The organism is Sporosarcina luteola, from assembly GCF_007991495.1.
Taxonomy (GTDB): Bacteria; Bacillota; Bacilli; order Bacillales_A; family Planococcaceae; genus Sporosarcina; species Sporosarcina luteola.
Genome location: NZ_BJYL01000049.1, coordinates 1 through 26,436, shown reverse-complemented (window position 1 = coordinate 26,436; position 26,436 = coordinate 1). Strand labels below are relative to the sequence as shown.

At 44.4% G+C, this 26,436-nt stretch carries 25 protein-coding genes and 2 riboswitches; of the genes, 14 read left to right on the top strand and 11 right to left on the bottom strand.

Features of this window, described 5'->3' with window-relative positions; all coding sequences use genetic code 11:
- Nucleotides 1–5: 5 nt before the first annotated feature.
- The 5 genes from SLU01_RS15705 to SLU01_RS15685 all read left to right on the top strand — a co-directional run bounded on the left by SLU01_RS15705 (nucleotide 6) and on the right by SLU01_RS15685 (nucleotide 4,311).
- Nucleotides 6–359 carry a rhodanese-like domain-containing protein gene (locus SLU01_RS15705; protein ID WP_147060062.1) on the top strand — a complete coding sequence of 118 codons (354 nt, stop codon included), beginning with the start codon at nucleotides 6–8 and terminating at the stop codon, nucleotides 357–359.
- A gap of 348 nt (nucleotides 360–707) precedes the next feature.
- Entirely contained in the window at nucleotides 708–1,529 is an 822-nt protein-coding gene (locus SLU01_RS15700; RefSeq protein WP_147060060.1) for an ABC transporter permease, read from the top strand.
- A 4-nt stretch (nucleotides 1,530–1,533) separates the two neighbouring features.
- Entirely contained in the window at nucleotides 1,534–2,322 is a 789-nt protein-coding gene (locus SLU01_RS15695) for an ABC transporter ATP-binding protein (protein WP_147060058.1), read from the top strand.
- A gap of 11 nt (nucleotides 2,323–2,333) precedes the next feature.
- The gene (locus SLU01_RS15690; protein ID WP_147060056.1) at nucleotides 2,334–3,437 is read left to right on the top strand and encodes an ABC transporter substrate-binding protein; all 1,104 of its coding nucleotides are present in this window, start codon (nucleotides 2,334–2,336) and stop codon (nucleotides 3,435–3,437) included.
- 133 nt (nucleotides 3,438–3,570) lie between these two features.
- Entirely contained in the window at nucleotides 3,571–4,311 is a 741-nt protein-coding gene (locus SLU01_RS15685) for a DUF4184 family protein (RefSeq protein WP_147060053.1), read from the top strand.
- Nucleotides 4,312–4,473: 162 nt separating this feature from the next.
- On the opposite strand, the gene SLU01_RS15680 is transcribed toward SLU01_RS15685, so the two are convergent.
- Genes SLU01_RS15680 through SLU01_RS15665 form a run of 4 tightly spaced genes read right to left on the bottom strand, consistent with a single transcriptional unit; the run spans nucleotide 4,474 to nucleotide 8,319 of the window.
- A complete protein-coding gene (locus SLU01_RS15680) occupies nucleotides 4,474–5,433 on the bottom strand; it encodes a DMT family transporter (RefSeq protein ID WP_147060052.1) in 960 nt (319 codons plus the stop codon).
- A gap of 12 nt (nucleotides 5,434–5,445) precedes the next feature.
- Nucleotides 5,446–6,672 (bottom strand): peptidase T, encoded by a 1,227-nt coding sequence (gene pepT / locus SLU01_RS15675; protein WP_147060050.1) that lies wholly within the window; start codon nucleotides 6,670–6,672, stop codon nucleotides 5,446–5,448.
- Between the two features lie 36 nt (nucleotides 6,673–6,708).
- Nucleotides 6,709–7,368, bottom strand: a complete 660-nt coding sequence (locus tag SLU01_RS15670; protein WP_147060048.1) for a lysoplasmalogenase — start codon at nucleotides 7,366–7,368, stop codon at nucleotides 6,709–6,711.
- Nucleotides 7,369–7,422: 54 nt separating this feature from the next.
- On the bottom strand, nucleotides 7,423–8,319 hold the full coding sequence (locus SLU01_RS15665) for a LysR family transcriptional regulator (protein ID WP_147060046.1): 897 nt from the start codon (nucleotides 8,317–8,319) through the stop codon (nucleotides 7,423–7,425).
- Between the two features lie 115 nt (nucleotides 8,320–8,434).
- Here SLU01_RS15665 and SLU01_RS15660 point away from each other — a divergent pair, with 115 nt between their 5' ends.
- Nucleotides 8,435–9,439, top strand: a complete 1,005-nt coding sequence (locus SLU01_RS15660) for a YeiH family protein (protein WP_174842667.1) — start codon at nucleotides 8,435–8,437, stop codon at nucleotides 9,437–9,439.
- 44 nt (nucleotides 9,440–9,483) lie between these two features.
- Here the strand turns inward: SLU01_RS15660 and SLU01_RS15655 are convergent, their stop codons facing one another.
- Nucleotides 9,484–9,705: a DUF2187 family protein gene (locus SLU01_RS15655; protein WP_147060043.1), complete on the bottom strand. Its 222-nt coding sequence runs from the start codon at nucleotides 9,703–9,705 to the stop codon at nucleotides 9,484–9,486.
- Between the two features lie 320 nt (nucleotides 9,706–10,025).
- Between SLU01_RS15655 and SLU01_RS15650 the strand changes: the two genes are divergently transcribed.
- Together SLU01_RS15650 and SLU01_RS15645 are read left to right on the top strand one after the other, a co-directional pair.
- Nucleotides 10,026–10,289 carry a metal-sensitive transcriptional regulator gene (locus tag SLU01_RS15650; protein WP_147060094.1) on the top strand — a complete coding sequence of 88 codons (264 nt, stop codon included), beginning with the start codon at nucleotides 10,026–10,028 and terminating at the stop codon, nucleotides 10,287–10,289.
- Between the two features lie 74 nt (nucleotides 10,290–10,363).
- On the top strand, nucleotides 10,364–10,660 hold the full coding sequence (locus SLU01_RS15645; protein ID WP_147060041.1) for a rhodanese-like domain-containing protein: 297 nt from the start codon (nucleotides 10,364–10,366) through the stop codon (nucleotides 10,658–10,660).
- A gap of 67 nt (nucleotides 10,661–10,727) precedes the next feature.
- Here the strand turns inward: SLU01_RS15645 and gabP are convergent, their stop codons facing one another.
- Together gabP and SLU01_RS15635 are read right to left on the bottom strand one after the other, a co-directional pair.
- A complete protein-coding gene (gene gabP, locus SLU01_RS15640; protein WP_147060039.1) occupies nucleotides 10,728–12,143 on the bottom strand; it encodes a GABA permease in 1,416 nt (471 codons plus the stop codon).
- A gap of 200 nt (nucleotides 12,144–12,343) precedes the next feature.
- On the bottom strand, nucleotides 12,344–13,966 hold the full coding sequence (locus SLU01_RS15635; protein WP_246111020.1) for a PucR family transcriptional regulator: 1,623 nt from the start codon (nucleotides 13,964–13,966) through the stop codon (nucleotides 12,344–12,346).
- Between the two features lie 157 nt (nucleotides 13,967–14,123).
- Here SLU01_RS15635 and SLU01_RS15630 point away from each other — a divergent pair, with 157 nt between their 5' ends.
- Nucleotides 14,124–15,593 carry a CoA-acylating methylmalonate-semialdehyde dehydrogenase gene (locus tag SLU01_RS15630; RefSeq protein ID WP_147060035.1) on the top strand — a complete coding sequence of 490 codons (1,470 nt, stop codon included), beginning with the start codon at nucleotides 14,124–14,126 and terminating at the stop codon, nucleotides 15,591–15,593.
- Between the two features lie 20 nt (nucleotides 15,594–15,613).
- Nucleotides 15,614–16,972, top strand: coding sequence for an aspartate aminotransferase family protein (locus SLU01_RS15625; RefSeq protein WP_147060033.1), 1,359 nt, complete (start codon nucleotides 15,614–15,616; stop codon nucleotides 16,970–16,972).
- A gap of 52 nt (nucleotides 16,973–17,024) precedes the next feature.
- Here the strand turns inward: SLU01_RS15625 and SLU01_RS15620 are convergent, their stop codons facing one another.
- Nucleotides 17,025–17,648, bottom strand: a complete 624-nt coding sequence (locus SLU01_RS15620) for a glycerol-3-phosphate acyltransferase (protein WP_147060030.1) — start codon at nucleotides 17,646–17,648, stop codon at nucleotides 17,025–17,027.
- 365 nt (nucleotides 17,649–18,013) lie between these two features.
- Nucleotides 18,014–18,129, top strand: a riboswitch (SAM riboswitch).
- 122 nt (nucleotides 18,130–18,251) lie between these two features.
- On the opposite strand from SLU01_RS15620, the gene SLU01_RS15615 reads away from it, so the two are divergent.
- Nucleotides 18,252–19,550, top strand: coding sequence for an O-acetylhomoserine aminocarboxypropyltransferase/cysteine synthase family protein (locus SLU01_RS15615; RefSeq protein WP_147060028.1), 1,299 nt, complete (start codon nucleotides 18,252–18,254; stop codon nucleotides 19,548–19,550).
- A gap of 187 nt (nucleotides 19,551–19,737) precedes the next feature.
- On the top strand, nucleotides 19,738–20,724 hold the full coding sequence (locus tag SLU01_RS15610) for a homoserine dehydrogenase (protein ID WP_147060026.1): 987 nt from the start codon (nucleotides 19,738–19,740) through the stop codon (nucleotides 20,722–20,724).
- Between the two features lie 52 nt (nucleotides 20,725–20,776).
- Here SLU01_RS15610 and SLU01_RS15605 read toward each other — a convergent pair whose 3' ends face one another.
- A complete protein-coding gene (locus SLU01_RS15605; protein ID WP_147060024.1) occupies nucleotides 20,777–22,285 on the bottom strand; it encodes a BCCT family transporter in 1,509 nt (502 codons plus the stop codon).
- A 264-nt stretch (nucleotides 22,286–22,549) separates the two neighbouring features.
- Complete coding sequence (locus SLU01_RS15600; RefSeq protein WP_147060022.1) at nucleotides 22,550–22,780, bottom strand: helix-turn-helix domain-containing protein; 231 nt, start codon at nucleotides 22,778–22,780, stop codon at nucleotides 22,550–22,552.
- A gap of 96 nt (nucleotides 22,781–22,876) precedes the next feature.
- Between SLU01_RS15600 and SLU01_RS15595 the strand changes: the two genes are divergently transcribed.
- Nucleotides 22,877–23,257, top strand: coding sequence for a DUF2512 family protein (locus SLU01_RS15595; protein WP_246111019.1), 381 nt, complete (start codon nucleotides 22,877–22,879; stop codon nucleotides 23,255–23,257).
- Between the two features lie 49 nt (nucleotides 23,258–23,306).
- Here SLU01_RS15595 and SLU01_RS15590 read toward each other — a convergent pair whose 3' ends face one another.
- Nucleotides 23,307–23,792 (bottom strand): QueT transporter family protein, encoded by a 486-nt coding sequence (locus SLU01_RS15590; protein WP_147060020.1) that lies wholly within the window; start codon nucleotides 23,790–23,792, stop codon nucleotides 23,307–23,309.
- Between the two features lie 6 nt (nucleotides 23,793–23,798).
- A riboswitch (PreQ1 riboswitch) is annotated at nucleotides 23,799–23,844 on the bottom strand.
- A gap of 117 nt (nucleotides 23,845–23,961) precedes the next feature.
- On the opposite strand from SLU01_RS15590, the gene SLU01_RS15585 reads away from it, so the two are divergent.
- Entirely contained in the window at nucleotides 23,962–26,136 is a 2,175-nt protein-coding gene (locus tag SLU01_RS15585; protein ID WP_147060017.1) for a YhgE/Pip domain-containing protein, read from the top strand.
- Nucleotides 26,137–26,436: the final 300 nt, after the last annotated feature.

The window sequence follows — 26,436 nt, the reverse complement described above, 5'->3', positions numbered from 1 at the left end:
GAAGTATGGAATGGATCATCATCATTGTAATCGTCGCGTTTTTCGCTTGGCGCATGATGCCGTCAAAGGGCGTTAAATCCGTAACGACCGAAGAATTGAAAGGCATGCTGAAAGACAAAACAAAACAATTCATCGATGTGCGTACACCGGCGGAATACAAAGGTCGGCATATTAATGAATTCAAGAATGTTCCGTTGAACTTGTTGAAATCCAAGTTGGATAAACTCGATAAAAATAAAGAGGTTGTCGTTATTTGTCAAAGCGGCATGCGGAGCTCGCAGGCTGCGGGTATTTTGAAAAAGTCAGGATTTGCCGATGTAACAAATGTCAAAGGCGGAATGAGCGCTTGGCGCGGTTGAATAAAAATTAATGGAAATGCATCCTCTAGCCGAAAATGGCAAAGGATGCTTTTTCATGTTTGCCTCATTAAAGTAGTTCTCGCGCTCAAGCAATCCCGTTCCGCGCTCAAAGAAGTGTATCCCGCGCTCAAGAAATGCTGTTCCGCGCTCAAAGAAGTGTATCCCGCGCTCAAGCAATCGTGTTCCGCGCTCAAAGAAGTGGTTTTCGCGCTCAAAGCAAGCCGTCACTCACGTCCGAAGCACACCATCCGTCGCCCGAAAACTTGCCCATTCGCCAAAATCCGCCCTCTTTTGCCCAACCAAACCTATAGGCATTCACATATTATTGATATGAAGAGGTGGTGAACGTTGAAAAAAGAACAGGCGACTGTTGCTCATGATCCGTTTGAGGTTGAACAGCGTGAATGGAAGCAAAGACAATCAAAGGAACGGTATAAGCAGCTATTGACGATCGTTTCGCCAATCTTCCTTTTGCTTTTGTGGGAAGTGGCGTCGAGGACGGGAATATTGGATATCCGCTTTTTCCCGCCGCCTTCCGCCATTATTAGTACTTTCTTTTCGATGATTACTAGTGGCGTGATGGTCGATCATGTTGGAGTTTCGTTATACAGGATATTTGCCGGATTTTTAGCAGGCGTCATCCCGGGTGTCATCATCGGATTGTTGATGGGGCTTTATTCACCGATACGGCATTTCATCCAACCGATCGTTATGGCGCTCATGCCGATTCCGACGCTTGCGTTGCTGCCGATCATCATCATTCTGTTCGGAATTGGTGATTTGTCGAAAGTCATTACAATTGCAGGAAGTGTGTTTTTTCCAGTAGTCATCAATACAGCAGCCGGTGTATTGAACATTGATCGAATCTATTTGGATGTGGCGAATAATTACGGGGCGGGCAAGTTGCAATTTTTCTTCAAAATTGCTTTGCCGGGCGCTTTGCCGGTCATGCTGGAAGGGATTCAGATGGGGCAGGCGATTGCGCTACTGACAATTGTCGCCGCTGAAATGATGGGGGCAACTTCAGGGATCGGTTATCTCATTTGGACGTCATACAAAGCATTTCTGTTAAAGGATATGTATGTCGGACTCATCCTAATTTCTTTTTTCGGCTATCTTTTCTCCGTGTTGCTTCGCAGTTTCCAGAAAAAGTTGTTACCTTGGAGGTGATTCGATGGAAAGAAAATCGAAAATCGAAATTAGGAATTTAACGAAGGCATTTTTCAAAAAAACAGCTAGTGTGACCGCACTTGACGACATCTCCCTCTCGATTGGAGAGGGAGAGTTCGTCTGTATCGTAGGACCGAGTGGATGTGGAAAAACAACGCTGCTGCGAATTTTAGCGGGACTTGAACAACCGAGCGTCGGTGATTTCGAAATCCGTTCCGTGCAAGAGGGGCGGCCGGTCCAATCGATGGTTTTCCAAGAAAGGGGGATCATCCCCTGGCTGACGGTGAAGGAAAATGTCGCATTTGGATTGAAGATGCGTAAAATGCCGAAAAATATTATACGAGAGCGGACGGACTATTATTTGAAGAAAACAGGGTTAGACCGCTTTCAAAGTCTTTATCCAAAAGAATTGTCCGGTGGGATGAAACAGCGTGTCAGCATAGCCCGGGCATTTGCGAACGATCCGGAAATCCTGTTGATGGATGAACCTTTTGCAGCGCTTGATGAACAAAATAAATTCATTTTACAGGAAGAGCTTCTTTCAATTTGGTCGGAAACGAAAAAGACGGTCATCTTCATAACGCATAGTATCGATGAAGCGCTTCTATTGGGCGACCGCATTTTACTTATGAGTGCGCAGCCCGGGAAATTTATCCACGAAATTCGAATCGATATGCCGCGTCCGAGAACGATTGAGGATATTCGGAAGGATCCCGTGATGGCAGGGCAGTTTATTGAAATCTGGAAACACTTGCAGGACGAAGTGCAACGTTCACGGAAGGAAAATGAATGAGAAGGGGAGAAATGGTGAAAAGAAAGTTCCTGTATGGATGGCTAATGTTGTTGGCGTCAGTTCTTTTACTAGCAGGGGCTTGCGCCAAAAAGGAAACAAAACCGGTGGAAAAAGTAGAGCCGGCTCCCGGGGATACAGTTGTTGAACCGCCATCCGGTGATTTGGCACCGCTAGAAGACCGGGTGAAGATATTGATTGCTGAGGATGGTGCGGCTTCTGGCGCCGGGTTCTATATCGCTAAGGAAAGGGGCTATTTCGAGGAGTATAATATCGAAGTCGACTTCGCGGATTTCGCCAATAGTGATGATATGCTACCGGCACTTGCCGCTGGGGAAGTGGATATTGCAGGGGGCGTCTCGACTGCATCATTCTTCAACGCAATTGCACAAGGCATCGACGTTCGGATTATTGCAGATAAAGGGCATAATATGCCAGGTAAATCGTATTTCACTTTTGTCATCGGCAACCATATGGTAGATGAAATTAAAGATTATCCTGACTTCCGTGGCAAGAAGATTGCTGTGTCTTCCAGAAACTCGATTGATGGCTACATTTACGAGGAAATGCTGAAACATGCAGGCTTGACTGAGGAAGATGTCGAATACGTCCATATCGCGGATTTCGGCTCAATGCTTGGCGCCATTGACGCAGGTACGATTGACGCAGCTCTTAGTATCGAACCGCTAATTGCTCAAGGCGTTGCAAATGGATTCCACGTCCGATTCGGCGATGCGACCGATTATGCACCTGAATCTCAAATCGCCATGGTGCTCGCTTCTCCGAAATTCATGGAAAATGATGAAGTCTCCTTGCGTTTCATGGCCGCTTATTTGAAAGGCGTACGGGATTACAACGATGCCTTCTTTAAAGACATCGGCAAGGATGAAATCGTCGATATTATGGTTCAACATACGGCATTGAAAGATCACGATCTATGGGAGAGAGTATTTGTTACGGGTCTTGATCCGAATGGAAAGATGTTCGTCGATGATATTAAAAAGCAATACGACACGTATAAAGCAAACGGAGCAATTCTTGGCGACATCGATTTCGATAAAGCTGTCGACACTTCGTTGACGGAGGAAGCCGTTGAAGTTATTGGGGTGTATGAATGAAACATCGATAAGTGAAGAGGATATGTAAGTAATACTCTTTTTTGGGACACACAATTCAAATAGAATTGGTGTCTCTTTTTATTTTAAATGATATGCTGTTATGAACTGACAATCAGCTTTAGGAGTTGAATAGATGCCCTTAACATTCGCTCATCCGGCAGCAGTATTGCCCTTTTCGAGAAACAGCAAGTATGTAAATTTCTTAGCAATGGTGTTAGGAAGTATGTCGCCTGACTTTGAGTACTTTCTAAGAGGCACACCGTCTGGAGAAATTGGTCATACATTTCTAGGCTTCATAGTTTTTAATCTACCCGTTGTCGCGGTTGTTTACTTAGTTTATCAAGCATTTATACATAGACCTCTATTCAATCATTTGCCGTTTTTCCTGCAGGATACTTATTCCAAAAAGCCGGATTCACCTACGGCATTGAAGGCAGTTGTCTTTCTCTACTCAGCACTTTTTGGCATGCTGACTCATGTAGTCTGGGATTCGTTTACACACATCAATGGTTTTATGGTGAGTAAATTAGCGGTGCTTAATCATACATTTCAACTGTTTGATAGGGATATCCCTGTTTACAAATTTCTTCAACATGGCAGCACATTCGTCGGCATATGTGCCATTGGTCTATATATGTCCTATCGGGCGGCAAAATATAATAAGGGTAGGGGTACGGAACAGGTACAAAAATTGATGTATTGGGGATCAATCGCTTTATTAGCAATCTTTTTGTTTGGGGCATGGTCTTTCACTAATCCAATCCCGATTGACTTATACGGAAGCATTGTTGTGCGGGTGATCGATTCTTCACTAGTCAGTTTGTTGATTGTTTCGATTTTCTTCCACAGACACAAAAAACGCTCAGTAATTTAAGCGTTTTTGTGTGATTATGTAAAACCCACCGGATATCGATTGAATCGGAGAGTTTATCGATTGAATTCGGAAATATATCAATCGAATCCGGAAATATATCACCGAAAAGGGACTAATGAACTATTGTGGCGTTACGGGTATCCAACTAAGTTTGTGCTACCTCTACGTGATCGGTGCTTTCCTTTTAGCAACCGCAGTCTGATAGCTATGCAATCCCATGCCGATAATGATCACAAATATGCCAATCAAAGAAAGAGCGCCAGGCAGTGCGATATGTAAAATGATCATTTCACCAATCATCGCGAAAATGAGCTCTGTCGACTGTGTCGCTTCAACTGCAGCAAGCTTCCCTTGGTCATGTTGGACAAGGTCGGTCGCCATGAAAAAGAGCGTAGTCGCAATGACGCCTGAGCTGACGGCGACAATTAATGATTGGATCACTTGATTCATCGACGGAGGCCCGACAGTGAACATGGCGTAGACCGCAAATCCGATCCAAACCGGAATCGTCATTAACGTCATCGCCAACACTCGTTGAAACGTATCAAGCCTTCCTTGCAATAAATCCATCATTTTACGATTGCCTAAAGGATAGGCGAAAGCGGCAACGATAACAGGAAGGATGCCAAGCAATAAAGTGCGTGTATCGACACTGTTCGCATTCGGAATTTGAATTAAAACAACCCCTGCGAAAATGATCAACGTTATAAAGAGCGATATTAAGGGGATCCTCTGACGAATCCTTTTTTCTCCTTGATCAGTCTTCACAACGATCACGAATAATGGTGCCAACAGAACCCCTGCCACAATCGTCAATTGCCAAGTTCCTGCAAGAAGCCATCCGGGACTATACGCAGCAGAAAAAGTCAAGGGTGCATAGAAAAGCACGAATGCCACGACGCTCCAGCCAAAAAAGGGAAGGGGCTTCGTGGTCATCGCTTTACCTGTGTCCCGAAGTCCTTTCCGATAAGCAACGATGGCAATCAAAAAAGGGGCCATAAAGAAATAACGAAGGGAGGCGCTCCAAAGCCAGCTGCCTCCCGAAATTTCCATTGACCGATTCAAAACGAATGTCACTGCGAAAAACAGAGATGACAGAATACCGATCCAAATCGCTTTCACAGTGACACCCCCTTATGCTCGTTCTTCGAAAAGCTTTACAGCTTCGACGATGACATTTGTCGCTTTTTCCATATTATCGACTGAAATGTATTCGTATTTTCCGTGGTAGTTTTCCCCGCCAGTGAAAATATTCGGTGTCGGCATACCCATATACGAAAGCTGGGATCCGTCCGTACCGCCGCGGACAGGGACGATATCCGGCTTGATCTCAAGAACTTTGAAGGCGTCCGAAATGATATCGACGATTTCCATGACGGGCTCGATTTTCTCGCCCATATTGAAGTATTGATCATTCAGTTCAAGATCGACGGCATGTTCGCCATGCTCTTTTTTCAATTGTTCCACTGTGTCGACAAACAATTGCTTTCGTGCTTCGAACGTTTCACGATCAAAATAACGGATAATGTAATGTAACTCGGTTTTCTCGACAGAGCCACTGACATCCATCAAGTGGACGAATCCATCATACCCGTCTGTCACTTGTGGAATTTCATTCGCAGGCATCGCCGATTGGAATTGGTTCGCAATCAAAATCGAGTTCACCATTTTGTCCTTTGCGGATCCAGGATGCACATTCGTTCCGTGGAACGTCACTTTCGCTCCAGCCGCATTGAAGCTCTCATATTGCAACTCGCCAAGTGGCCCGCCATCCATTGTATACGCATATTTTGCACCGAATGCTTCTACATCGAATTTATGCGGTCCTCTTCCGATTTCTTCGTCAGGCGTGAAAGCGATACGCAGTTTGCCGTGTTTAATGTCCGGATTCTGAATCAAAAACTCCATCGCCGTCATAATTTCAGCGATTCCTGCTTTATTGTCAGCACCTAATAACGTCGTACCGTCCGTTGTGATCAATGTATGCCCGACATAATTTTTCAGCTCAGGGAATGTTTCGACAGACATGACTGTAGAGGCGTTCAATTGGATATCATTGCCGTCATAATTGTCGACTCGCTGAGGGTTAACGTTTTTGCCTGTGTAGTCGGTTGCTGTGTCGACGTGCGCGAGAAAACCGATAACTGGCAAATCTTTGTCCGTATTTGACGGAAGGGAGGCGAATAAATAACCGTTTTCGTCTAAAGTGATTTCTTCCATGCCGATTTCAGCAAGCTCTTTTTCAAGTAGATGCAAGAGATCCCATTGACCTGGTGTCGATGGGGTGGACGTGCTATTCGCATCTGATTGTGTATCGATTTTTGCATAGCGTGTTAAACGTTCGATTAGTTTTTCTTTCATTCCAAAAACCTCCTGTAGTAAAAACAATTGTTTTATTCATCTTATCAGATTGTTTCGATTCACGGAATACTTATTGACCCGACTTCCGATGCTTGCCGCGATGAACACTTGTGCCGCATAATATGTCACCATGACAAATGCATCCCTGTAGGGGATATCGACGACGAATCGGTCAATTGCCAAAACCGAGTCGGAAAATATGAAGAGTAATGCACCGATAATCGCAAGTTTCAGCTGTGTACGGATGGCCATCCAGCCCATCGTTAAAATGATTGCGATATAAGCAATGATCGCGACCCCAAGAATAGACTCGCCATTAGCGAATTGGGAACCGGCAATCCAAACCGCCATAAACGCACCATACAACAAAAGCAAGATCGCTGCCCATTTCGGAATCTGCCCCCGGCTCTCCCGTTTGAACGCATAAATATAGAAAATATGCCCTATGAAAAAAGTGATAAGACCAGCCATGAACCAATAGATGACTCCATCCGCAACCATGCAGACCGTTAATCCGGCAATGACAATTCTTTTATATTCCCGTGACACGAATGGGAGTGTTATGGCGGCGAATGTAATAATGAGCGCCATCGGAACGAGTTTCATGAAGATCTTAAAGCCGACCGGATCTTGGGGAATGAAAAATATATAGATAGCACCCATTAGGATGCTTGCCGTCAATATAATGTTTCTCACTGCATGCAGCTCCTCTCCTCCTTTTCACTTCGATAGGCGGGAGTGGAATTCCTTCTATTTCAACGTCGTCAATAATTTATTTGTCCGCAGAATATCGATGAAAACCTCAAGAGCTTTCGATTGAAACGGTGTATTTGTCAAAGTGGAAAATTTTCGCCGGTATGGAAGACCTGCGACATCCAATATCCGTAAGTCCCCATTTTTCAATTCTTTTTGGATTGACCAATGGGATAGCAAGCTAATGCCGAGCCCTGCTTCGACCGATTCTTTAATTGGCTGCGTGCTACTGAAATCCATAAGCCTGGTCGGTAAGATCCCATGCTGCTCGAACAAATTATCCATCGCTTCGCGCGTGCCGGAGCCATGCTCGCGGACAATCCATGTCTCATGTTCCAAATCTGCCATTTCGAGCGGTTTCTTATGTCTCGCAAGCGGATGGTTGGCTGTACTGACGATCACCATAGTGTCTTCCGCAAAATCTTCTACGATGAGCTTGGCTGCATTGAATTTGCCTTCTACGATGCCAATATCAAGCTGATGGCTTGCGACAAGATCGGCGATTGTTGCCGTATTACCGATTGTAACGGTTGGCTGAATATCGGGATAAATCTGCTTTAAATTGGCGATAATGCGTGGCAGCACGTATTCTCCAAATGTATAGCTTGCGCCGATCGATAACGGGCCGCTCGCTTTGTTCGCGAGATCATCGACAAGGTTTTGCATTTTCGTATACAACGCAAGAATTTCTTTTGCATGATGGAAGACGATTTCCCCGGCTTTGTTCAGCCGTACGTATTTATTCGTACGCTCAAGTAACCTTACTCCAATCTCATCCTCAAATTGTCGAATGTATTGGCTGACAGCAGGTTGGGTCATATGATGCTCCTCAGCAGCACGTGAAAAGCTTTTTTTCTCTGCCACTGTCACAAAAATTTGAAGTTGTTGATCCATCATCCGTCACCTCTTAGGTTCAATCATAACACTTTACTTATCATCATCATTATTATAAATTATTTTACTTATGAAGTAACACATACTACTCTTACAGAAGGAGGTGCTACAACATATGAATGAAAAGCAAAGCGCAAATGTCATGTGGGTTGCTGGGATCGCTTTCACATTTTTTATTGCCCTATTAGGATTTTTATTAGCAAAAGTGCCCGGTTTCGACCATATCGGACAGCTGGCAAGCGCAATTATCATTGCCGTTGCCTACCGGCAAATTTTCGGCTATCCCGAAGCGCTTCGCAGAGGAATTACGTTTTCCTCGAAAAAACTGCTCCGACTGGCTATCATCCTTTACGGCTTGAAGCTGAATATTGATGTCGTTTTCCGGGATGGACTCGGTCTGTTGGCACGTGATGTACTAGTCATTGCATTCGCCATCGGGGTTATGGTCCTTCTTGCAAAGTGGTTGAAGGCGGATAAAGATATTTCACTACTGCTCGGTGTTGGAACGGGAGTATGTGGAGCCGCGGCTATTGCGGCAGTTGCTCCCATCATTAAGGCGAAAGATGAAGACACGGCAATCGGTGTCGGCATCATTGCGCTGCTCGGTACCGTCTTTGCAATCGGTTATACGGTGTTGCGACCGATTGTGCCGTTGCTTCCGACCGAGTACGGCATTTGGTCGGGTATGAGCCTTCACGAATTGGCGCATGTGGCGATTGCCGCAGCACCTGCTGGAGAAGATGCGCTCGCCATCGCTCTGCTTGCGAAGCTCGGCAGGGTATTTTTATTAGTACCATTATGTTTTATCTTCATTTACATCATGAAGCGGAAAAGCAAAGGAGAAGAAGGGGAGCAGAATAAAATCGAATTCCCGTGGTTCCTCGTCGGCTTCATTTTACTAAGCGTATTTGGAAGCTATGTATTGGGTCATTCGATTCCGGTATCGGATGGGGTGATGTCGGGGATCAGTACAATAACAACATGGCTATTGACCGCCGCCATGGTCGGTCTCGGATTGAACGTCAGCTTGAAGGATTTACGAAATCGCGCGATGAAACCGTTGATTGCCGTGACCATCACATCTGTTTGCCTGTCTGTTCTAGTATATTTCATAATATAATTGAAAAAGGGCACTCCTTTGCGGAGATGCCCTTTTCATATAAATTAATCTACAGAATAGTTCTTATGCGCAACGACGGTGAGATTGGATGCGACTCCAATCCGTTCTGCATCGTTATCGGAAATCTTCACGATGACGGAGTTTTCGAGTATCTTATGAATTGTCCCATTCACTTCATAATCATTACGGGTGAATGAGATCTCCTCGTCAATATGACGGGCGGCGACAAAATCTGAAACAGGTTTATCCCTACGTGGAAAAGCCAATCGAATCCCTCCTATTGTGCATTCTCACCATAAACAAATAAGAAAAAACGCTTAGGGCTGTCCTAAGCTGAATAAAGTCATGATGGAAAACAACTAGTTGAAAACGATCTTGGTCAAGTTGTCTATTACTAGTATACCATAATTTGTCGAACTTCGCAGAAACCGGGCTTCTATAGGTGGTGACATGAATTTTGGGGAAGTCCAATGACTAAAAGAAAGTTGCTGGCCCGGTTTAACGTTCTGGAATGAGCAATCCTTGACAAAATACCTAGAGGGGTATAAAATGATTGTGGGAATCACGAAGAAAGGAGCGGATTGCAATGCAATACGATGATAAAGTTGTGAATCGATTAAAAAGGATTGAAGGACAGATTAAAGGAATCTTGCGAATGATTGAAGAAGGCAAGGACTGTAAAGATGTTGTCACTCAATTATCAGCGTCCCGTTCAGCGATTGACCGTACGATAGGTGTCATTGTCAGCTCGAATATCATTTCTTGCATGCAAAATGTTGATGAAAGCAATCCGATGTCTCAAGAAGAAATTGTAAAGGAAGCTGTGAATCTTTTAGTGAAGAGTCGCTGAGCATGGACTCTTTTCTTTTATTGTTTATTATACCCCGGCGGGTAATTGGAATGGATGAATATGGAGGAATTGACATGATTGAAGTAACAGCGAAAGAAATCGAAGCAAAACTGGCAAACAAGGAACTAATGCATCTTATCGACGTACGTGAAGTGGACGAAGTTGCTGATGGGAAAATACCTGGTGCGTTAAACATTCCACTCGGATTACTGGAATTCCGAATGAATGAATTAGACAAGGCAACTGAGTATACAATAGTTTGCCGGTCAGGCGGCCGAAGCAGTATGGCGGCAAAACTGTTGGAAGGCCATGGATATAAAGTCGTTAACATGACAGGTGGCATGTTGGCATGGGATGGTCCAGTTGAATAATGATTTGGATGGATTGTAAGAAATAAAAAAGCGATGTAATAGGGCAGTCCCTTTACATCGCTTTTTCTTATTTATGCAGTGTCCTTGACGTTGCTTGGATAATCCCTTTCTTCACGTTCTTCGCAGTGTCCTTCTTCCTTGCAAATATGAAATAGGAAGCAACCGTCACCCCGGCGACCAACAACGTGAGCAAAGCCTGTACTCGCAGTGAATCGATGATGAGCATGGCGACGTAAATGCCGACGATGCAGAGAATTGAGAAATACGTCAAATACGGATAGAGCCACATTTTGATTTGCAATGCATCCGGGTTCTCGCGTTCTATTTTGCGGCGCATGCGCAATTGTGAAAAAGCGATAACGAGATAAACAAGCAATGCGACTGCACCTGAAGAGTTGATTAAAAATAAAAAGATCTTGTCAGGAGATGTGTAGCTGAATATGACAGCTATATAAGAGAATACGGTACTGAACAAAATTGCTCGTACAGGTACGCCTTTTTTGCTTAGCTTTAGAAATGCTTTCGGTGCATCGCCTTTTTTCGCCATTCCGAACAGCATTCTGGAATTTGCGTAAAGTGCGGAATTCAGACAAGACAACACGGCGGTGAGCACGACAAAGTTCATGATCTGAGCAGCTGCCGGAATGCCGATATAGTCGAGTACAGCGACAAATGGGCTGACAAGAATATTGGCTGAGTTCCAAGGCAATAACGTAACGACAATTGCGATAGATCCGATATAGAAAACAAGAATACGCCAGATGACACTATTTGTCGCAATACGCACTGCTTTTGTCGGATGGTCGGATTCACCTGCAGCGATGGCGACGATTTCAGTACCCATGAACGAGAAGATCACGACTGTAATTCCTAACAGGACAGCACCGAAACCGGAAGGCATGAAGCCGCCTTCACCTAGTAGATTAGCTGTTCCCGGCGTTTCGACACTCGGAAACCAGCCGAAGATAACGGAGAGACCTAGGATGAGGAATAATGCGATACTGACGACTTTAATCAATGAAAACCAATATTCAAATTCCCCAAATGATTTTACTGAAAATAAATTCGTCATCGTTAATAACAAGGTAAGAATCAAACTCATCAACCAGACAGGCATACCTGGTATCCAATATTGAATAATCGCTGCACCCGCAATTGCCTCGATTGCGATAACGACTACCCAGAAAAACCAATATAACCAACCAATCGTAAAGCCTGCCCAAGGCCCGATGGCTTCACTTGCATATGTAGAAAATGAACCGCTCGTAGGTTTGGCAGCAGCCATTTCACCCAACATCCGCATGACCAAAACGACTAAAAAGCCTGCAAACGCATAGGACAAAATGGCTCCGGGCCCTGTTGCATTAATAACAGCCCCACTCCCTACGAATAAGCCTGCACCGATGACACCGGCAATCGAAATCATACTAATATGACGTATTTTTAAATCTGGATTCAATTGCTGATCTTTTTCTGCTGACATCTGGTAATCCCCTCTTTCATTATAGAATGTTCAACTCACCTTAATTTGTAAGCGATTACAAATTGAAAATGACTTTTCTGATTTCTTTAACTAACTTTACACAAAAGATGTAGGAAGGGTCTTGGACAAACTGTAAGCATATGTATCTTTGGATTTCACGAATCGTTAAATAAGCAAGTCTCGCAATATACGAGACAAGCTTATATAGATTGTCTACTTTCCATAAACTGATAAGCATGGATTGCTATTTCGATCGCCAAACGTTTTGTTGGGTCCATAAAATCTTTCCCTAACAGAGCTCCTATCTTTTCGAGTCGATGATACAGTGTTTGACGTACGATGAATAGCCGCTCAGCAGTTTCTTTTTTCGAGCCGCTGCATTCCAAGTAAGCGCGTAATGTCTCATATAACTCGCTGTCATTTTCTTGGTCGTAGACAATGACGGGGGAAATGTGATCTTCGACAAATGATTGTAACTGATTTGATGCAATCAATTCGGAAAGCAGTCGGTAGACACCCAATTTTTCATAGAAATATGTTGTGACAAGTCCTGGTTTATGTAACATCAAGACTTTTCTTGATTCCTCATAACCTTTCTTAATATCTTTTACATCATGATAGACAGAGCTGATTCCAAACTGACATTTGCTTCCTAGCAAATAGTCCGAGTGTGTAAATCTTTCAATTTGGTGGAGGATTTGTAGGAACCGATCCGTCTCTTTCTTATGCTCCGAAGCCGATAAGAAGGAAGCGACAATAACAATTTCATTTTTCACACTTGAGATGGCTGGAAAAAAACCATGCCGGTTAAATAACGAACGAATCGTCATGGAACGCTGTATATGAATTTCCTCCCAATCCTCTTCTGCCGTATCTAATGCAAGATCATCTACATCTATATTGAAAATCCGGTAATGCATATTGCTGCTAGGTGTCGGAAGATATGATTGGAGTTCGTCTTGTTCTACATCTCTCCCATTTAATAAATTTCGCACAAATTCACCTTCACTTTTTTGCTTGCGTTCAGCAATCGTTCGGCTACGAAGCAAAACTTGAGCAATCGCGAGTGCAGCACGATCTAATATCAAAAAAGTCATATCGTCCGTTTGCGCTGAAGTGGTTTCAATGCAAACAAAACCTAGAAGCTGACCTAATCCACGGACCGGCATGCAAGCGAATGATCTCCCCTCTATGGAAACGACTTGCTCTTCTTTGCTGGGTGACACAAAAAGAGTTGTACTTTGCTGGAGCGCAGATTCGACTTCTTTCATTTCAGAAGGGTAATAGTATGACTTTTCATGGTCACCGATGAACAAAATGCCTTGTTTAAAAAAGAGGTGAAGCTCTTGCAGGATTTTTAGAATTCCATTCGGTGCAAGTGACAGGTCGATAAACTTTCGTGATAAAGAATCAAGTTGTGCAAGCTTTTGATGATGTTGATTAATGATCATCGTATGTAAGTCCTGTGTAATGTCTACGTATTTCACGGTTTTCTCAAAAATAATGAGGGGGAAATTATATTCATTCGCCAGTTGAATGATTTTCTCCGGGATTGCGCTGAAGTACGGTCCAAGCTCGATACAGATACCAGCAACATCTTTTTCGATCAATCGTTTTACATATTTTAATTGGGTCGGCAAGTCGAGTTGCAAGCCAACACCAGTCGTTAAAATTAATTCCCCGCCGTTGATGAGCGATTCAAATTCTTTCACTTCCAAAACATGCGCCCATTTTACTTGCCGTCCGATTCCGTCCTTGCCTGCAATTACTTTAGCGTTTTGGAATAAAGGACGCTTTAAAATATCCGAAACTGATATTTGCATTTCTCCCAATCGTATCTCCTCCATAAGGTAAAAAAAGAATAGTGATCATTTGACAAAATGTTAAATGATAAGTGTTCGAATTGTTTGTAAAGTATAAGGTGTAGTGTAACAGATAACCGAAAGTTGTAGCAACTAGACTATAGTAGGAGGAGTTTGTATGCAAACAGTAGCGACAGAAAAGAAAACGCTTTCAAATTTTGTGAATGGACAATGGGTAAAGTCAAGGACGGATAAATATGAGGAAGTGCCAAATCCTGCGACAGGAGAGATTTTGGCGGAAGTACCGATTTCCACAGCTGAGGATTTAGATGAGGCTGTTAAGGCGGCGAAGGAAGCTTTCGTGAAGTGGAAAAAGACACCGGTTCCGCAAAGGGCTCGCGTTCTATTCAACTATCAACAATTGCTAGTGAAGCATTGGGATGAGCTTGCGAAGCTTATCACGCGCGAAAACGGAAAAAATTATAATGAAGCATACGGTGAAGTGCTGCGAGGCATTGAATGTGTCGAGTTTGCAGCAGGTGCTCCAACACTGATGATGGGGTATCAGCTGCCGGATATCGCAACGAATATTGAATCGGGTGCGTATCGTTATCCGATCGGCGTCATCGGCGGAATTACACCTTTCAATTTCCCGATGATGGTCCCTTGCTGGATGTTCCCGATGGCAATTGCGACTGGCAATACATTCATCCTGAAACCATCTGAACGTACGCCTCTGCTTGCGAATCGTCTTGCGGAACTACTGAAAGAAGCAGGGCTTCCGGACGGTGTCTTCAATATCGTCCACGGAGCACATGATGTCGTTAATGGCATTTTGAGCCACCCGGATATTCCAGCAGTTTCATTCGTCGGCTCCCAACCGGTTGCGGAATATGTATACAAAACAGGCACTGCGAACGGAAAACGAGTGCAGGCGCTTGCAGGTGCGAAAAACCATACAATTGTCATGCCGGATGCGAATATGGATTTGGCTGTCAAAGATATTATCAATGCGGCATTCGGTTCTGCGGGCGAACGTTGTATGGCTTGTTCCGTAGTCGTTGCAGTCGGTGAGATTGCGGATCAGCTCGTCGATCGCCTAGTGGGAGAATCCGATAAATTAACAATCGGAAATGGATTGGAAGAAGGCATATTCTTAGGACCGGTTATTCGTGATTCGCACTTGGATCGTACGCTGTCGTATATCGAGTCAGGTGTCGAAGAGGGTGCAAAATTGCTTCGCGACGGCAGGAAGGACCAATCTTCTTCAGCAGGCGGTTATTTTGTCGGACCGACAATATTTGACAATGTCACACAGGAAATGAAGATCTGGAAAGATGAAATCTTTGCACCGGTTCTCTCCGTTGTCCGTGTCAATACGTTGGAAGAAGCGATTGCCTATGCGAATAAGTCGGAGTTCGCGAACGGTGCTTGTTTATTTACAGATAGTGCGAAGGTGATCCGTCAATTCCGTGAAGAAATTGATGCTGGCATGCTCGGTGTCAATTTAGGGGTTCCTGCGCCAATGGCATTCTTCCCATTCTCGGGTTATAAAAAATCATTTTATGGCGATCTTCATGCGAACGGCCGTGATGGCGTCGAATTTTATACACGCAAGAAAATGTTGACTGCGCGTCATTCGTATTAAGGAAAGGGAGGCTGACGAAAATGACTACGGTACATGAACAAACAAAGTCGTTGGTGGAAAAGGACCGGGAGAATATTTGGCATCATATTTCAGCCTATAACGAAAAGAACCCCCCAATGGTTATTGAAAAGGGGGAGGGTGCATGGATTACGGACCATAAAGGAGACCGTTATTTAGACGGGATGGCCGGTCTATGGGCGGTAAATGTAGGTTACGGTAGAGAAGAGATGGCACAAGCTGCATATGAGCAAATGAAGAAACTTGCTTATGTTCCAATGACGCAGAGTCATGGTCCTGCAATCGAGCTAGCCGAGAAGATCAATGAACTGCTTGGTGCGGATTATAAAATCTTTTATTCCAACTCCGGGTCTGATGCAAATGAAGTCGCATTCAAATTGGCACGTCAATATCATCAGCAAAATGGCGAGCCATCCCGTTATAAATTCATATCCCGCTACCGTGCGTACCACGGCAGTTCAATGGGGGCACTTGCGGCAACAGGTCAAGCGCTGCGTAAATATAAATATGAACCATTGGCGCCAGGTTTCCTGCATATTGCACCACCCGACAACTATCGCCGACCAGCGGGGCAATCGGTTGAAGAATACAACATTCAACGGGCTCAGGAATTTGAAGAGAAAATCATCTGGGAACAAAAAGAGACGATTGCAGGGATCATCATGGAACCGCTCATTACAGGCGGCGGAATCCTGATCCCACATCCAATCTATGTTGAAAAAGTCCAAGAGATCTGTAAACGTCATGGTGTCCTGCTTATTATCGACGAAGTCATTTGCGGATTCGGACGTACAGGCAAAATGTTCGGTCATCAGCACTTCAATTGCAAACCCGATATTATCACGATGGCGAAAGGCTTGACGAGCGCATACTTGCCTCTATCCATCACAGCCATTCGTAAAGAAATCTACGACAAATTTGATACAGGGGAGGATAATAGCCATTTCCGCCATGTGAACACATTCGGCGGCAACCCGGCAGCATGTGCGCTCGCACTGAAAAACATTGAAATCCTGGAGCGCGAGCATCTTGTCGACCGCTCTGCAGAATTAGGGGATCGCCTGTTGAAAGAATTGGAGGTGCTCAAGGACCATCCATATGTCGGGGACATCCGCGGTCTTGGCTTCCTCATGGGCATCGAACTCGTGGAGGATAAAGAAACGAAAGAGCCCGCAACAAACGCCCGCATGGCAAAAATCATCGGGGACTGCAAAGCAAACGGCCTCATTGTCGGACGGAATGGAGATACAGTAGCTGGCTTCAACAACATTTTAGCGTTGAGCCCGCCATTGTCTTGTACGGATGAGGATTTCGATTTCATCGTGGCAGTGCTGAAAAAAGTTTTTGGGGAGAATGAATAAAGTTTACGAAGGGCGATGTACAAGGAGAGATTCCTGTACATCGCCCTTTCTTCTACTTTTTTTTGAATGACGAACGAATTCGCGGCTCGGTTCCTTCGCGGATGCGTTTGAAATTTTCATTGTGCTTCCAGATGGCCATCAGAAATAGCAAGGCGGCAACAAGGATCGACCACAGGTTGCCTAGCAAAATAGCCATTGCTAAAAGAGCGATATAAAGCATAATGACACCAAAAACAAGAATATCCGTCATAAGCGCTACTAGAATGAAAAGGATGAACCCTGCGAGCCCAAACCGCCAATCCATTGCAAATAAAACACCGATGACTGTCGCAGTACCTTTTCCGCCGTTGAACTTCATATGGAACGGGAAGTTATGACCGAATACAACGGCAGTCCCGACGATAAATAATAGCAAAGTGGTTTTGTCCGCGGGCAGTCCGAAATGGCCAGCAAGCAACCTAACCGCGATTACCGCAAAAACCCCTTTTCCGATATCAATCAATGCAACAAGCGCGCCATACCGTTTCCCAAGAACAATCATCGCATTCGACGCCCCGGCATTCTTAACGCCCGTCTCTTTCAAATTAACCCCGGAAATCCACCTGGCAATTGTCGAGCCATGCAAACAGCCGATTATATATCCGAAGACAATACTACCTACAATCCATATAGTCATAAGAATCCCCCGATACTAATGAATTTCATGATAACTCCCGAGAGAATGGCCTTCGCGCTCATAAAGTGTCGTTCCGCGCTCATAGAATGGCCTTCGCGCTCATAGAGTGTCGGTTCGCGCTCATAAAGCAGCTGTTCGCGCTCATAAAGCAGCTGTTCGTGCTCATAAAATGGCCATCCGCGCTCATAGTAGCTACATCCGAGTCCAAACCATCCACCTGCGAATTCAATCCAGCTCCCCGTGTAATAAAACTATTATAACATCGAAGACAAAGCGCAAGTTTCAGAAAAAAGTAAATTCACCCCTTGACTTTTGAAAAATACTCTCCTATACTGTTCAACAAGATGAAAAACTGAATACCCAAACTCTTATCAAGAGCGGCGGAGGGACTAGGCCCTGCGATGCCCGGCAACCGGCAAGTGATGAACTTGCAAAGGTGCTACTTCCTACAGATTCGTGCAAACGGTCTGAAAGATAAGAGGAGGAATAAGCGAAAGCGTAACCCTTCTCTTAGCGAAAGGGGTTATTTTTTTATTCCCAAAACCCCCAACGCCTCCGCGATGCACCATTTTCATCTTAAAAAAACCACTGGAGGTAATGACAATGACAAACAAACAACTTCAACCCGAAACTCTTCTTTTACACGGAGGCCAAAAGCCGGATCCAATTACAGGTTCTCGTGCTGTGCCGATCCACCGTACAACCGCATTCGTCTTCCGCGACACTGAACATGCCCAAAACTTATTCGGCTTGCAAGAAGCAGGCAATATCTATACTAGAATCACGAATCCGACTGTTGCTGTCTTTGAAGAAAGAGTTGCACTATTAGAAGGCGGAACTGCCGCAGTGGCATTGTCCTCCGGAATGGCTGCAATCGCATTTTCAATTTTGAATATTGCAGGGGCAGGGGATGAAATCGTCGCCGCTGGCAACTTATACGGTGGTACGTATAATCTATTCGCCGTCACGCTTCCTCGCTACGGCATCAATGTGAAATTTGTGGATGCGGAGGACCCTGAGAATTTCCGTGCTGCGATTACGGAAAATACAAAAGCGATTTTCGCCGAAACAATTGGCAATCCAAGCCTCCAAGTCCTTGACATCGAAGCGGTCGCTAACATTGCGCATGAGAATGAAATCCCGTTCCTCATCGACAACACATTTGCATCCCCATACGGATCGAATCCAATCGAATTCGGTGCAGACGTCGTCATTCATTCTGCAACAAAATGGATTGGCGGACACGGAACAACAATCGGCGGTGTCGTCGTTGACGCAGGCAAATTCGACTGGACGAAAGGCAAGTTCCCGGGATTCACCGAGCCGGATGCAACGTACAACGGTCTGCGCTACGGCATTGACACAGCGGCAGCTGCGTTCGCAACTAAGCTCCGTGTCCAATTATTGCGCGACTTCGGGCCATGCCTAGATCCGGACAGTGCATTCAACTTCCTTCAAGGGCTAGAAACGCTTCATTTGCGTGTCACACGCCATAATGAAAATGCTGTGAAAGTCGCTGAATTCTTACAGGCTCATCCGTCTGTTGAATGGGTGACGTATACAGGCCTTGAAGATCATCCGACTTATGAAAATGCGAAGAAATACTTGAAAAACGGCTTCGGTTCTATCATTGTCTTTGGCATCAAAGGCGGTCGTGAAGCCGGTCGCAAAGTAATCGACAATATCACGCTATGGTCTCATGTGGCCAATGTCGGTGATGCAAAATCATTAATTATCCACCCTGCTTCCACAACACATCAGCAATTGTCTGCCGAGGACTTGAAAAAGACGGGGACGCCGGAGGAATTAATCCGTTTATCCGTAGGTTTGGAATCAACGGATGACATCATTGCAGATCTTGAACAGGCGATTGAAAAGGCTGTCCCGGTTACTGTTCAATAAGGAAATTAACTTCTAGCTACGGGGAGCAGAGCGCTCCCCTCACTTTAGACGACTTCTAGCTACGGGGAGCAGCTCCTCGAGTCGCTTCGGTCTTGAAACAAAAGGCAAAAAGCGCCTTTCGTTCAAGCCCTCCAGCGCTTGTCGGAGCAGAGCGCTCCCCTCCGCTTTAGAAATAGGAGGTGGTGAAATGCCGTCAATCAAAGCGGCAATCCTCGGATTTGGCACGGTTGGTGAAGGTGTATATAGAATTCTGCAGGAGAAGCGTGAAGAGATTAAAAAAAGCACCGGTTTCACCGTTGAGGTCGTATCCATCCTTGTGAAAGATAAGACGAAAAAACGTATGTCGATCCAAGACGTGCAAATTACGGATGATTTCCGTGACATATTGAATAATCCTGAAATCGATGTTGTGTTCGAGGCGATTGTCGGGGATGAACCAGCCTATACGTATTTGTCCGAAGCGATTGAGAAGAGCTGCCACATCATTACTGCGAATAAAAAGATGTTTGCAAAACACGGCCCGGCGTTAATGAAACATGCAGAGTTCCGCAGTGTGCAAGTCGGATTTGAAGCGACAACAGCCGGGGGAGTACCAATCATCCGGACCGTAACCAATCTTCTGGCGGGTGATCGGGTCAAACGGATTCAAGGCATACTGAACGGCACGTCGAATTTCATTTTAACTAAAATGAGAGAGGAAGGCTCATCGTTTAGCCAGGCCCTAGCAGATGCACAGCAAAAGGGTTTCGCGGAGGCTGATCCGTCGGATGATGTGACAGGGATGGATGCATTCCGCAAATTGATGATTCTGAGTTCGCTCGCTTTCGGTCAACAGCCTGACTGGGAGGGTGTGCCGGTTGTAGGAATTGATCATCTGCAGACCATTGATCTCATCGACGCATCAAAAGAAAATTTGCGCTATCGTCATGTGGCGGATATTTGGTTGGATGAAAGAGGAAAGCTTCAAGGAACTGTTGGTCCTGTACTGATTGGAGAAAATCATCCGTTATTCAGCATTGACGGCGTCGACAATGCAATCATTGTTGACACCGAATATCTCGGCTCGTTGACGTTGGTAGGTCCAGGGGCAGGTATGTATCCGACAGGCAGCGCAATGATTGCGGATCTAATGCATATTATCCGTCGACACGAAGCTGTTTTGATACCGAATTGAATGATATGAAAAACGGCAGGAGAGAAGTTCTCCTGCCGTTTTTTAACGTCCATTATTTTCTTTCACTAACATTTACTTTCTTTTTCTTCGGTACTTCACCTTTCAGGGCTTTGATCAAGGAAATGATCATGAGCAATATGATGAAGGAGAATGGCAAGGCGGCGATGATGATTGTGTTTTGCAATGCAGTCAGCCCATTGACGGACAACAAAATGATCGCAATGGCTGATTGGATGACACCCCAAATGATTTTTACACTGTTTGGCGGTGTTAATGAACCATATGTTGACTGCATACCCAATACAAAGGTCGCCGAGTCAGCTGACGTTATAAAAAACGAAGCGATCAGAAAAACTGCGAAAACTGAAATGACGAATGACAAAGGCATCGTATTAAACATCTCGAAGATCGTCAATTCAGTGGATGCACTTGCCAAGTCCGCCAGACCTTCCTTTTGAGCATTAATTGCAGTTGTTCCGAATGCGGAAAACCAGATTGCGCTCAGTAAAGTTGGAGCCAACATGACAACGACCATGAATTCCCGAATCGTTCTGCCTTTTGAAACACGTGCGATAAACATGCTGACGAATGGTGCCCATGAGATCCACCAAGCCCAATAGAAAATTGTCCAGGTATCCATCCAATCACGATGTGAAGCATTTAATGGAGCGGTACGGAAACTCATTGATACGATATTGGCAAAATATCCACCAAGGGAATCGGTGAAGATATCGAAAATGAGCAATGTCGGTCCTAAGATCAGCACAAAGCCTAAAAGTGCCAGTGCAAGTATCAAGTTTGTATTCGATAAATATTTAATCCCTTTGCTGAGCCCTGACCAGGCAGACATGATAAATAGGACAGTTACTATACCTATGATGATTAGCTGTGAAGTGAAGCCGATTGTAAAGCCGAAAAGATAATTCAGACCTGCGTTAATTTGAACAGCACCGAAGCCGAGAGAAGTGGCAACGCCAAAAGCTGTTGCAAAAACGGCAAGCACATCAATGAGGACGCCCCATGGCCCCTCCATTTTTTTACCGAAAATCGGCTTCAATGTTGCTGAAATTAACCCCGGTTCTCCTTTGCGGAACTGGAAATACGCGAGTGACAAAGCGACAATTCCGTACATCGCCCATACATGAAAACCCCAATGGAAGAACGAATAACGCATCGCTTCCTTGAAAGCTGCATCTGTATTAGGTTCAGCCGTTGCTGGATTGATGGCGTAGTGGGATAGCGGTTCGGCTGCTCCGTAAAAAACGAGCCCAATTCCCATTCCAGCAGAGAAGAGCATCGCAATCCATGTGATTGTAGAGAATGACGGACGATCCGCATCTTTACCTAACCGTATTTTTCCGACTGGACTGAAAATGACGAAGATGCTAAGCAAGAGAAGAAATGAAAGCAGAAGCATGTAATACCATCCGAATGAAGACGAAACGAATGACTTTATGGAAGTAGTGACGGCTTCAAAACTGTCCGCCGCAATAACACCATATCCAACGGCCAATATGATGAGACCTATGGTTATATAAAACACATTTGATATTTTTCGCATGTTTCCCCCTATGGATAATTAATTTTGAAACGACTATACACTATACCAACCGTGCAGCGGGAATGCAAAAGGAGTAATAGTTCGATAACTGATGCGAATGGAATGTTTTACTTTTTCATAAACCGTCTAAATGGCTTTGTAATAGTCCGTAAGGCGAAATAAATTGAATTTCCAAATTGGAAAACAATGATGGATTGAATGAAAAAATTGTGTCTTTTTGACTATATAACCTTCTTGGTTTTAGTTTACCCTCGACACCAATTTTTAATCCTCGTCTTTTATATCGCGATCAGGTGGAATCGGTTCATTCAAATAATCTTCAATCTGTTTTTTAAGCGTTTCAAGCTCGTTAAAATAATTGTCGAACTGGCTTTGATTGATAAAAAATTGTTCGCCGTCATGAACTGCGCGAATGCGACCTTCCCATACATATTTTTGAACTTGTTGGATTGGCATTCCTAAAAATTCCGCAGTTTCTTGAATGGTCATATACATTTGAAACCCTCCCTTGAATTGTTTTCATTATATAGGGAATCAATACGCTTATGAAAGATTTATCGGAAAAGCATAGCAAAAAGTAGGAGGATGAAAATGACGGATCACATGAATGGAGATTCACATGTGAACCATACATTGTCATTGATGATCAAAGCGACATTGGTTTTTCCAGTGCTATGGATTGTATTGTCGGCAGTTTACGACGTATCATTCGTACATTCGACCATCATAGGGGTTGTTTTACTGCTTGTTTCCTATATGGGTGATATAATGCTCCTCTCTAAAATAGGAAATGGGGCTGCTACGTTTGGTGACTTAATTCTCGGGGTCTTAATCGTATGGGGAGGCCTTCAAGTGTTGGGGTATGTGAATTCGTTCGGGGAAGCAGTTCTTGCAGGAGCTATTATCACAGTAGGCGAGTATTTCTATCATGCATGGATGTTAAAGACCCAATATATGCATGCTCAGGTATAAATGAAAAACTGTTCCAACCTTCCAAATAGAAGGCAGGAACAGTTTTTTATTAAATAAGCTTCTCAAACTGAAGCCTTTTATTCAACGCAACCATTACCGGAATCCCGATTGCCATGACGACGAATTCGCTAACAGCGAGGAAGAACCATGTCAGTAAGAAAGGCCATCCCATTACGATGTTCAATTCCCATGCGATGATGAACATCGTGAACGTAAAAATAAGGGTATTAAAGAACATTCGTTGGTAAAGTCCTTTGATCCATTTCGCAGAAAGAATTGTAATCGATAGAGTGAGTAAGGAATGCCCAACTCCAAATACGAGATCAATTGGTCCAAGATCCGAAAAGAGCATATTGGCAACGAAAACACCTAATACGACACCGATAATATATTTTTTATTGAACACAACAAGATGATTGAACATCTCTGATAAGCGAAACTGGATGTTTGTGAACCCGAACGGGGCAATCAAAAACGTCACAGCAACATACAACGCAGCGATAATCCCGCTCGTTGCCATTGTTTTTACTTTCATATTCATTTCTCCTTAGTTTTTTTTACGTGGGAGGTTTGCGAACCACGTGGCAAAAGCCTGCCATCCAGTGTACCATAGCACTTTTGATCCTTCAATAGCTTCTGTCACTTAGAAATGGTTCCTCTTGAAAAGATACGGGTATACTGATTCAAAACGACGGGGGTGCAACATGCTGAAAAGCTGGTCCATTTTCATGACAGATGTAAAGAATATAGGCCGCAACTGGGTGGCGGCGGTCTTAATCGGGGGGCTCATTTTCCTGCCATCTTTGTATGCGTGGCTTAACATTTATGCTTCATGGGATCCGTACGGTAAAACGAGCCAACTGCCTGTTGCCGTTGTTAATGAAGACGTTGGTGCCGAGGTTCGTGGCGAGCGTATCGATGTTGGCGCTGAGCTAGTCGAGACATTGAAAGAGAATCGCGACATGGATTGGCAATTCACTACCCGAGAACAGGCGATGGAGCATATCGACTACGGGGATTATTTTGCAGTTTTAATTATCCCGGAAGACTTCTCTGAAAAACTCGGCTCCGTCATTTCCGATCATCCTGAAAAAGCGGAGATCGATTATTATGTGAATGAAAAAATTAATTCCATCGCTCCGAAGATCACCGAAAAAGGGGCGAGTGTCATTGTCGAAAAAGTGAGCAGCCAATTCATCTCGACAGTGAATGGCGTTATTTTTGATCTGTTCAATCAGCTAGGCATTGAACTGCAACAGGATATGCCTGATATTAAACAGTTTGAGAAGTATATATTTGACATAGAAAAAGACTTGCCGAATATCCATGATTTATTGAAAGGTACAACACGGGATGCGGTGTCGGCACAAGACTTGATCCACGAAGCGCAGGGCAAAATTCCGACTGCAAAACAATCGATTACTGATGGTTTGACAACGGTGAACCGCGCATTGACCTTCTTGGATAGTGCAGAAAGCAGATTGAATGAGTTCGCTCCAAAGGTGAAAAGCGATTTGCAAAAGGCGTCTGCAATTTCAAAGGAAACGAATGAGTTTTTAGGAAAAGTCAATAATGTCAAACTGGATTTTACCGAAGTTGACCGAGTCAAAGGGCAACTCGATGCCAAAATGACAGACACAATAAAGAGGATCAGTATGGTGGAAACCGATCTGCAATGGTTGCAGGATCTTTCAAACTCTGAGGAGCCACCGAATGCTGAACGGCAGGCAAGGTTAAAGAAAGCGATTGACGAGACATCGGGATTGCAATCATTGCTAGAAGAGGCACAAGCAAATGCCAGCTCACTGAATGGTCTAATGGAAGGTCGACAACAACAATTGAAACAGACGTTAGCTGATTTAGAGCAGCTATCAAAAAATACGACAGTCCGATTAGACCAGTTTCTGAATGAATATAAAAACACCATCGAACCGACTGTCCTTGCTGAAACAGCGCGCGCTAAAAAGACATTGCAACAAGCAAAGTCAATGCTGACATCCATTCAATCGACCGTCCCTGAAGTGGAGCGTATTCTTGCGAGCACCTCAAAGCACATTACGGAGGGGGCGGATTTGACAGGCAAAGCATTGAATGAATACCCATACATCGCGGACAAAGTGAGAAACCTAGCTGACAGAATTCGTTCAATACAAGGCGAGACAGATATTAATGAAATCATTCAACTGCTACTAAATGATCCACAAGCAGAACGTAGTTTTTTCGAAGAACCGATTTTGTTAAATGAAAACAAATTATTCCCAATCGAAAACTACGGGACAGGAATGACACCTTTCTATACGGTGCTTTCCATTTGGGTCGGATGCTTATTGCTGATCTCTTTGCTCGCAACGGACGTTGAGAATGTAGAGGGAGTAAGCAGTAGACAGATTTACGCGGGACGGCTTTTCACATTTCTTGCAATCGGTCTTCTGCAAACAATCATTGTCACAGTTGGCGACTTAACGATACTCGGGGTACATGCGGAAAATCCGGCTTGGTTCATCCTTTTCGGCCTCTTCATCAGTTGCGTATTTATGACGATCGTCTACACGCTGGTTTCTTTGTTTGGTGACGTCGGAAAAGCGCTCGCAATTATCATGCTCGTCCTGCAAATCGCGGGTTCGGGCGGGACATATCCAGTTGCATTATTGCCTCGCTTCTTCCAATGGATCAATCCAGGCCTCCCGTTCACCTATGCCATCGATTTAATGCGAGAAGCAGTCGGCGGTATCGTCTGGCAACGCGTTTTCACAGATGTAACATTTCTTTTGATTACAGGAATTGTCTATTTATTGATTGGCTTGTTCCTGAAAAGAATCGTGAATAGGAAAACTCATCAATTATTGAAGAAGTCGCGGGAATCGGGGTTATTTCATTAAAGGTAGGCGATTTCGCTAAGAGGAATTCCTGCTTTATTGTAAAAATTCTCATTCAAGCAGAGGGACTTCTCAATAAAGCGGCATGAGTTCTCGTTAAAGTAGGAGAAGTTCTCATTGATACGAAATGAGTTCTCATTGAAGCGGAAAAAGTTCTCATAAATGCACATGAGTTCTCATTGATGAAGGAAAAGTTCTCATTCCGGCACAAAGGTCCATTCTTTTGCACAAGGACCCATTCATCCTCGTGCAAGGTCCATTCTTTTGCACAAGGGCCCATTCATCCTCGTGCAAGGTCCATTC

What these genes read in the sequence shown, in the direction of transcription:
- SLU01_RS15595 (WP_246111019.1), top strand. Translation starts at nt 22,877, where the DNA reads ATGACGGATCACATGAATGGAGATTCACATGTGAACCATACATTGTCA.
- SLU01_RS15600 (WP_147060022.1), bottom strand. Translation starts at nt 22,780, where the DNA reads ATGTATATGACCATTCAAGAAACTGCGGAATTTTTAGGAATGCCAATC.
- SLU01_RS15585 (WP_147060017.1), top strand. Translation starts at nt 23,962, where the DNA reads ATGCTGAAAAGCTGGTCCATTTTCATGACAGATGTAAAGAATATAGGC.
- gabP (WP_147060039.1), bottom strand. Translation starts at nt 12,143, where the DNA reads ATGTCAGCAGAAAAAGATCAGCAATTGAATCCAGATTTAAAAATACGT.
- SLU01_RS15645 (WP_147060041.1), top strand. Translation starts at nt 10,364, where the DNA reads ATGATTGAAGTAACAGCGAAAGAAATCGAAGCAAAACTGGCAAACAAG.
- SLU01_RS15705 (WP_147060062.1), top strand. Translation starts at nt 6, where the DNA reads ATGGAATGGATCATCATCATTGTAATCGTCGCGTTTTTCGCTTGGCGC.
- SLU01_RS15630 (WP_147060035.1), top strand. Translation starts at nt 14,124, where the DNA reads ATGCAAACAGTAGCGACAGAAAAGAAAACGCTTTCAAATTTTGTGAAT.
- SLU01_RS15615 (WP_147060028.1), top strand. Translation starts at nt 18,252, where the DNA reads ATGACAAACAAACAACTTCAACCCGAAACTCTTCTTTTACACGGAGGC.
- SLU01_RS15635 (WP_246111020.1), bottom strand. Translation starts at nt 13,966, where the DNA reads ATGCAAATATCAGTTTCGGATATTTTAAAGCGTCCTTTATTCCAAAAC.
- SLU01_RS15660 (WP_174842667.1), top strand. Translation starts at nt 8,435, where the DNA reads ATGAATGAAAAGCAAAGCGCAAATGTCATGTGGGTTGCTGGGATCGCT.
- SLU01_RS15605 (WP_147060024.1), bottom strand. Translation starts at nt 22,285, where the DNA reads ATGCGAAAAATATCAAATGTGTTTTATATAACCATAGGTCTCATCATA.
- pepT (WP_147060050.1), bottom strand. Translation starts at nt 6,672, where the DNA reads ATGAAAGAAAAACTAATCGAACGTTTAACACGCTATGCAAAAATCGAT.
- SLU01_RS15590 (WP_147060020.1), bottom strand. Translation starts at nt 23,792, where the DNA reads ATGAAAGTAAAAACAATGGCAACGAGCGGGATTATCGCTGCGTTGTAT.
- SLU01_RS15665 (WP_147060046.1), bottom strand. Translation starts at nt 8,319, where the DNA reads ATGGATCAACAACTTCAAATTTTTGTGACAGTGGCAGAGAAAAAAAGC.
- SLU01_RS15690 (WP_147060056.1), top strand. Translation starts at nt 2,334, where the DNA reads ATGGTGAAAAGAAAGTTCCTGTATGGATGGCTAATGTTGTTGGCGTCA.
- SLU01_RS15625 (WP_147060033.1), top strand. Translation starts at nt 15,614, where the DNA reads ATGACTACGGTACATGAACAAACAAAGTCGTTGGTGGAAAAGGACCGG.
- SLU01_RS15695 (WP_147060058.1), top strand. Translation starts at nt 1,534, where the DNA reads ATGGAAAGAAAATCGAAAATCGAAATTAGGAATTTAACGAAGGCATTT.
- SLU01_RS15650 (WP_147060094.1), top strand. Translation starts at nt 10,026, where the DNA reads ATGCAATACGATGATAAAGTTGTGAATCGATTAAAAAGGATTGAAGGA.
- SLU01_RS15610 (WP_147060026.1), top strand. Translation starts at nt 19,738, where the DNA reads ATGCCGTCAATCAAAGCGGCAATCCTCGGATTTGGCACGGTTGGTGAA.
- SLU01_RS15685 (WP_147060053.1), top strand. Translation starts at nt 3,571, where the DNA reads ATGCCCTTAACATTCGCTCATCCGGCAGCAGTATTGCCCTTTTCGAGA.
- SLU01_RS15620 (WP_147060030.1), bottom strand. Translation starts at nt 17,648, where the DNA reads ATGACTATATGGATTGTAGGTAGTATTGTCTTCGGATATATAATCGGC.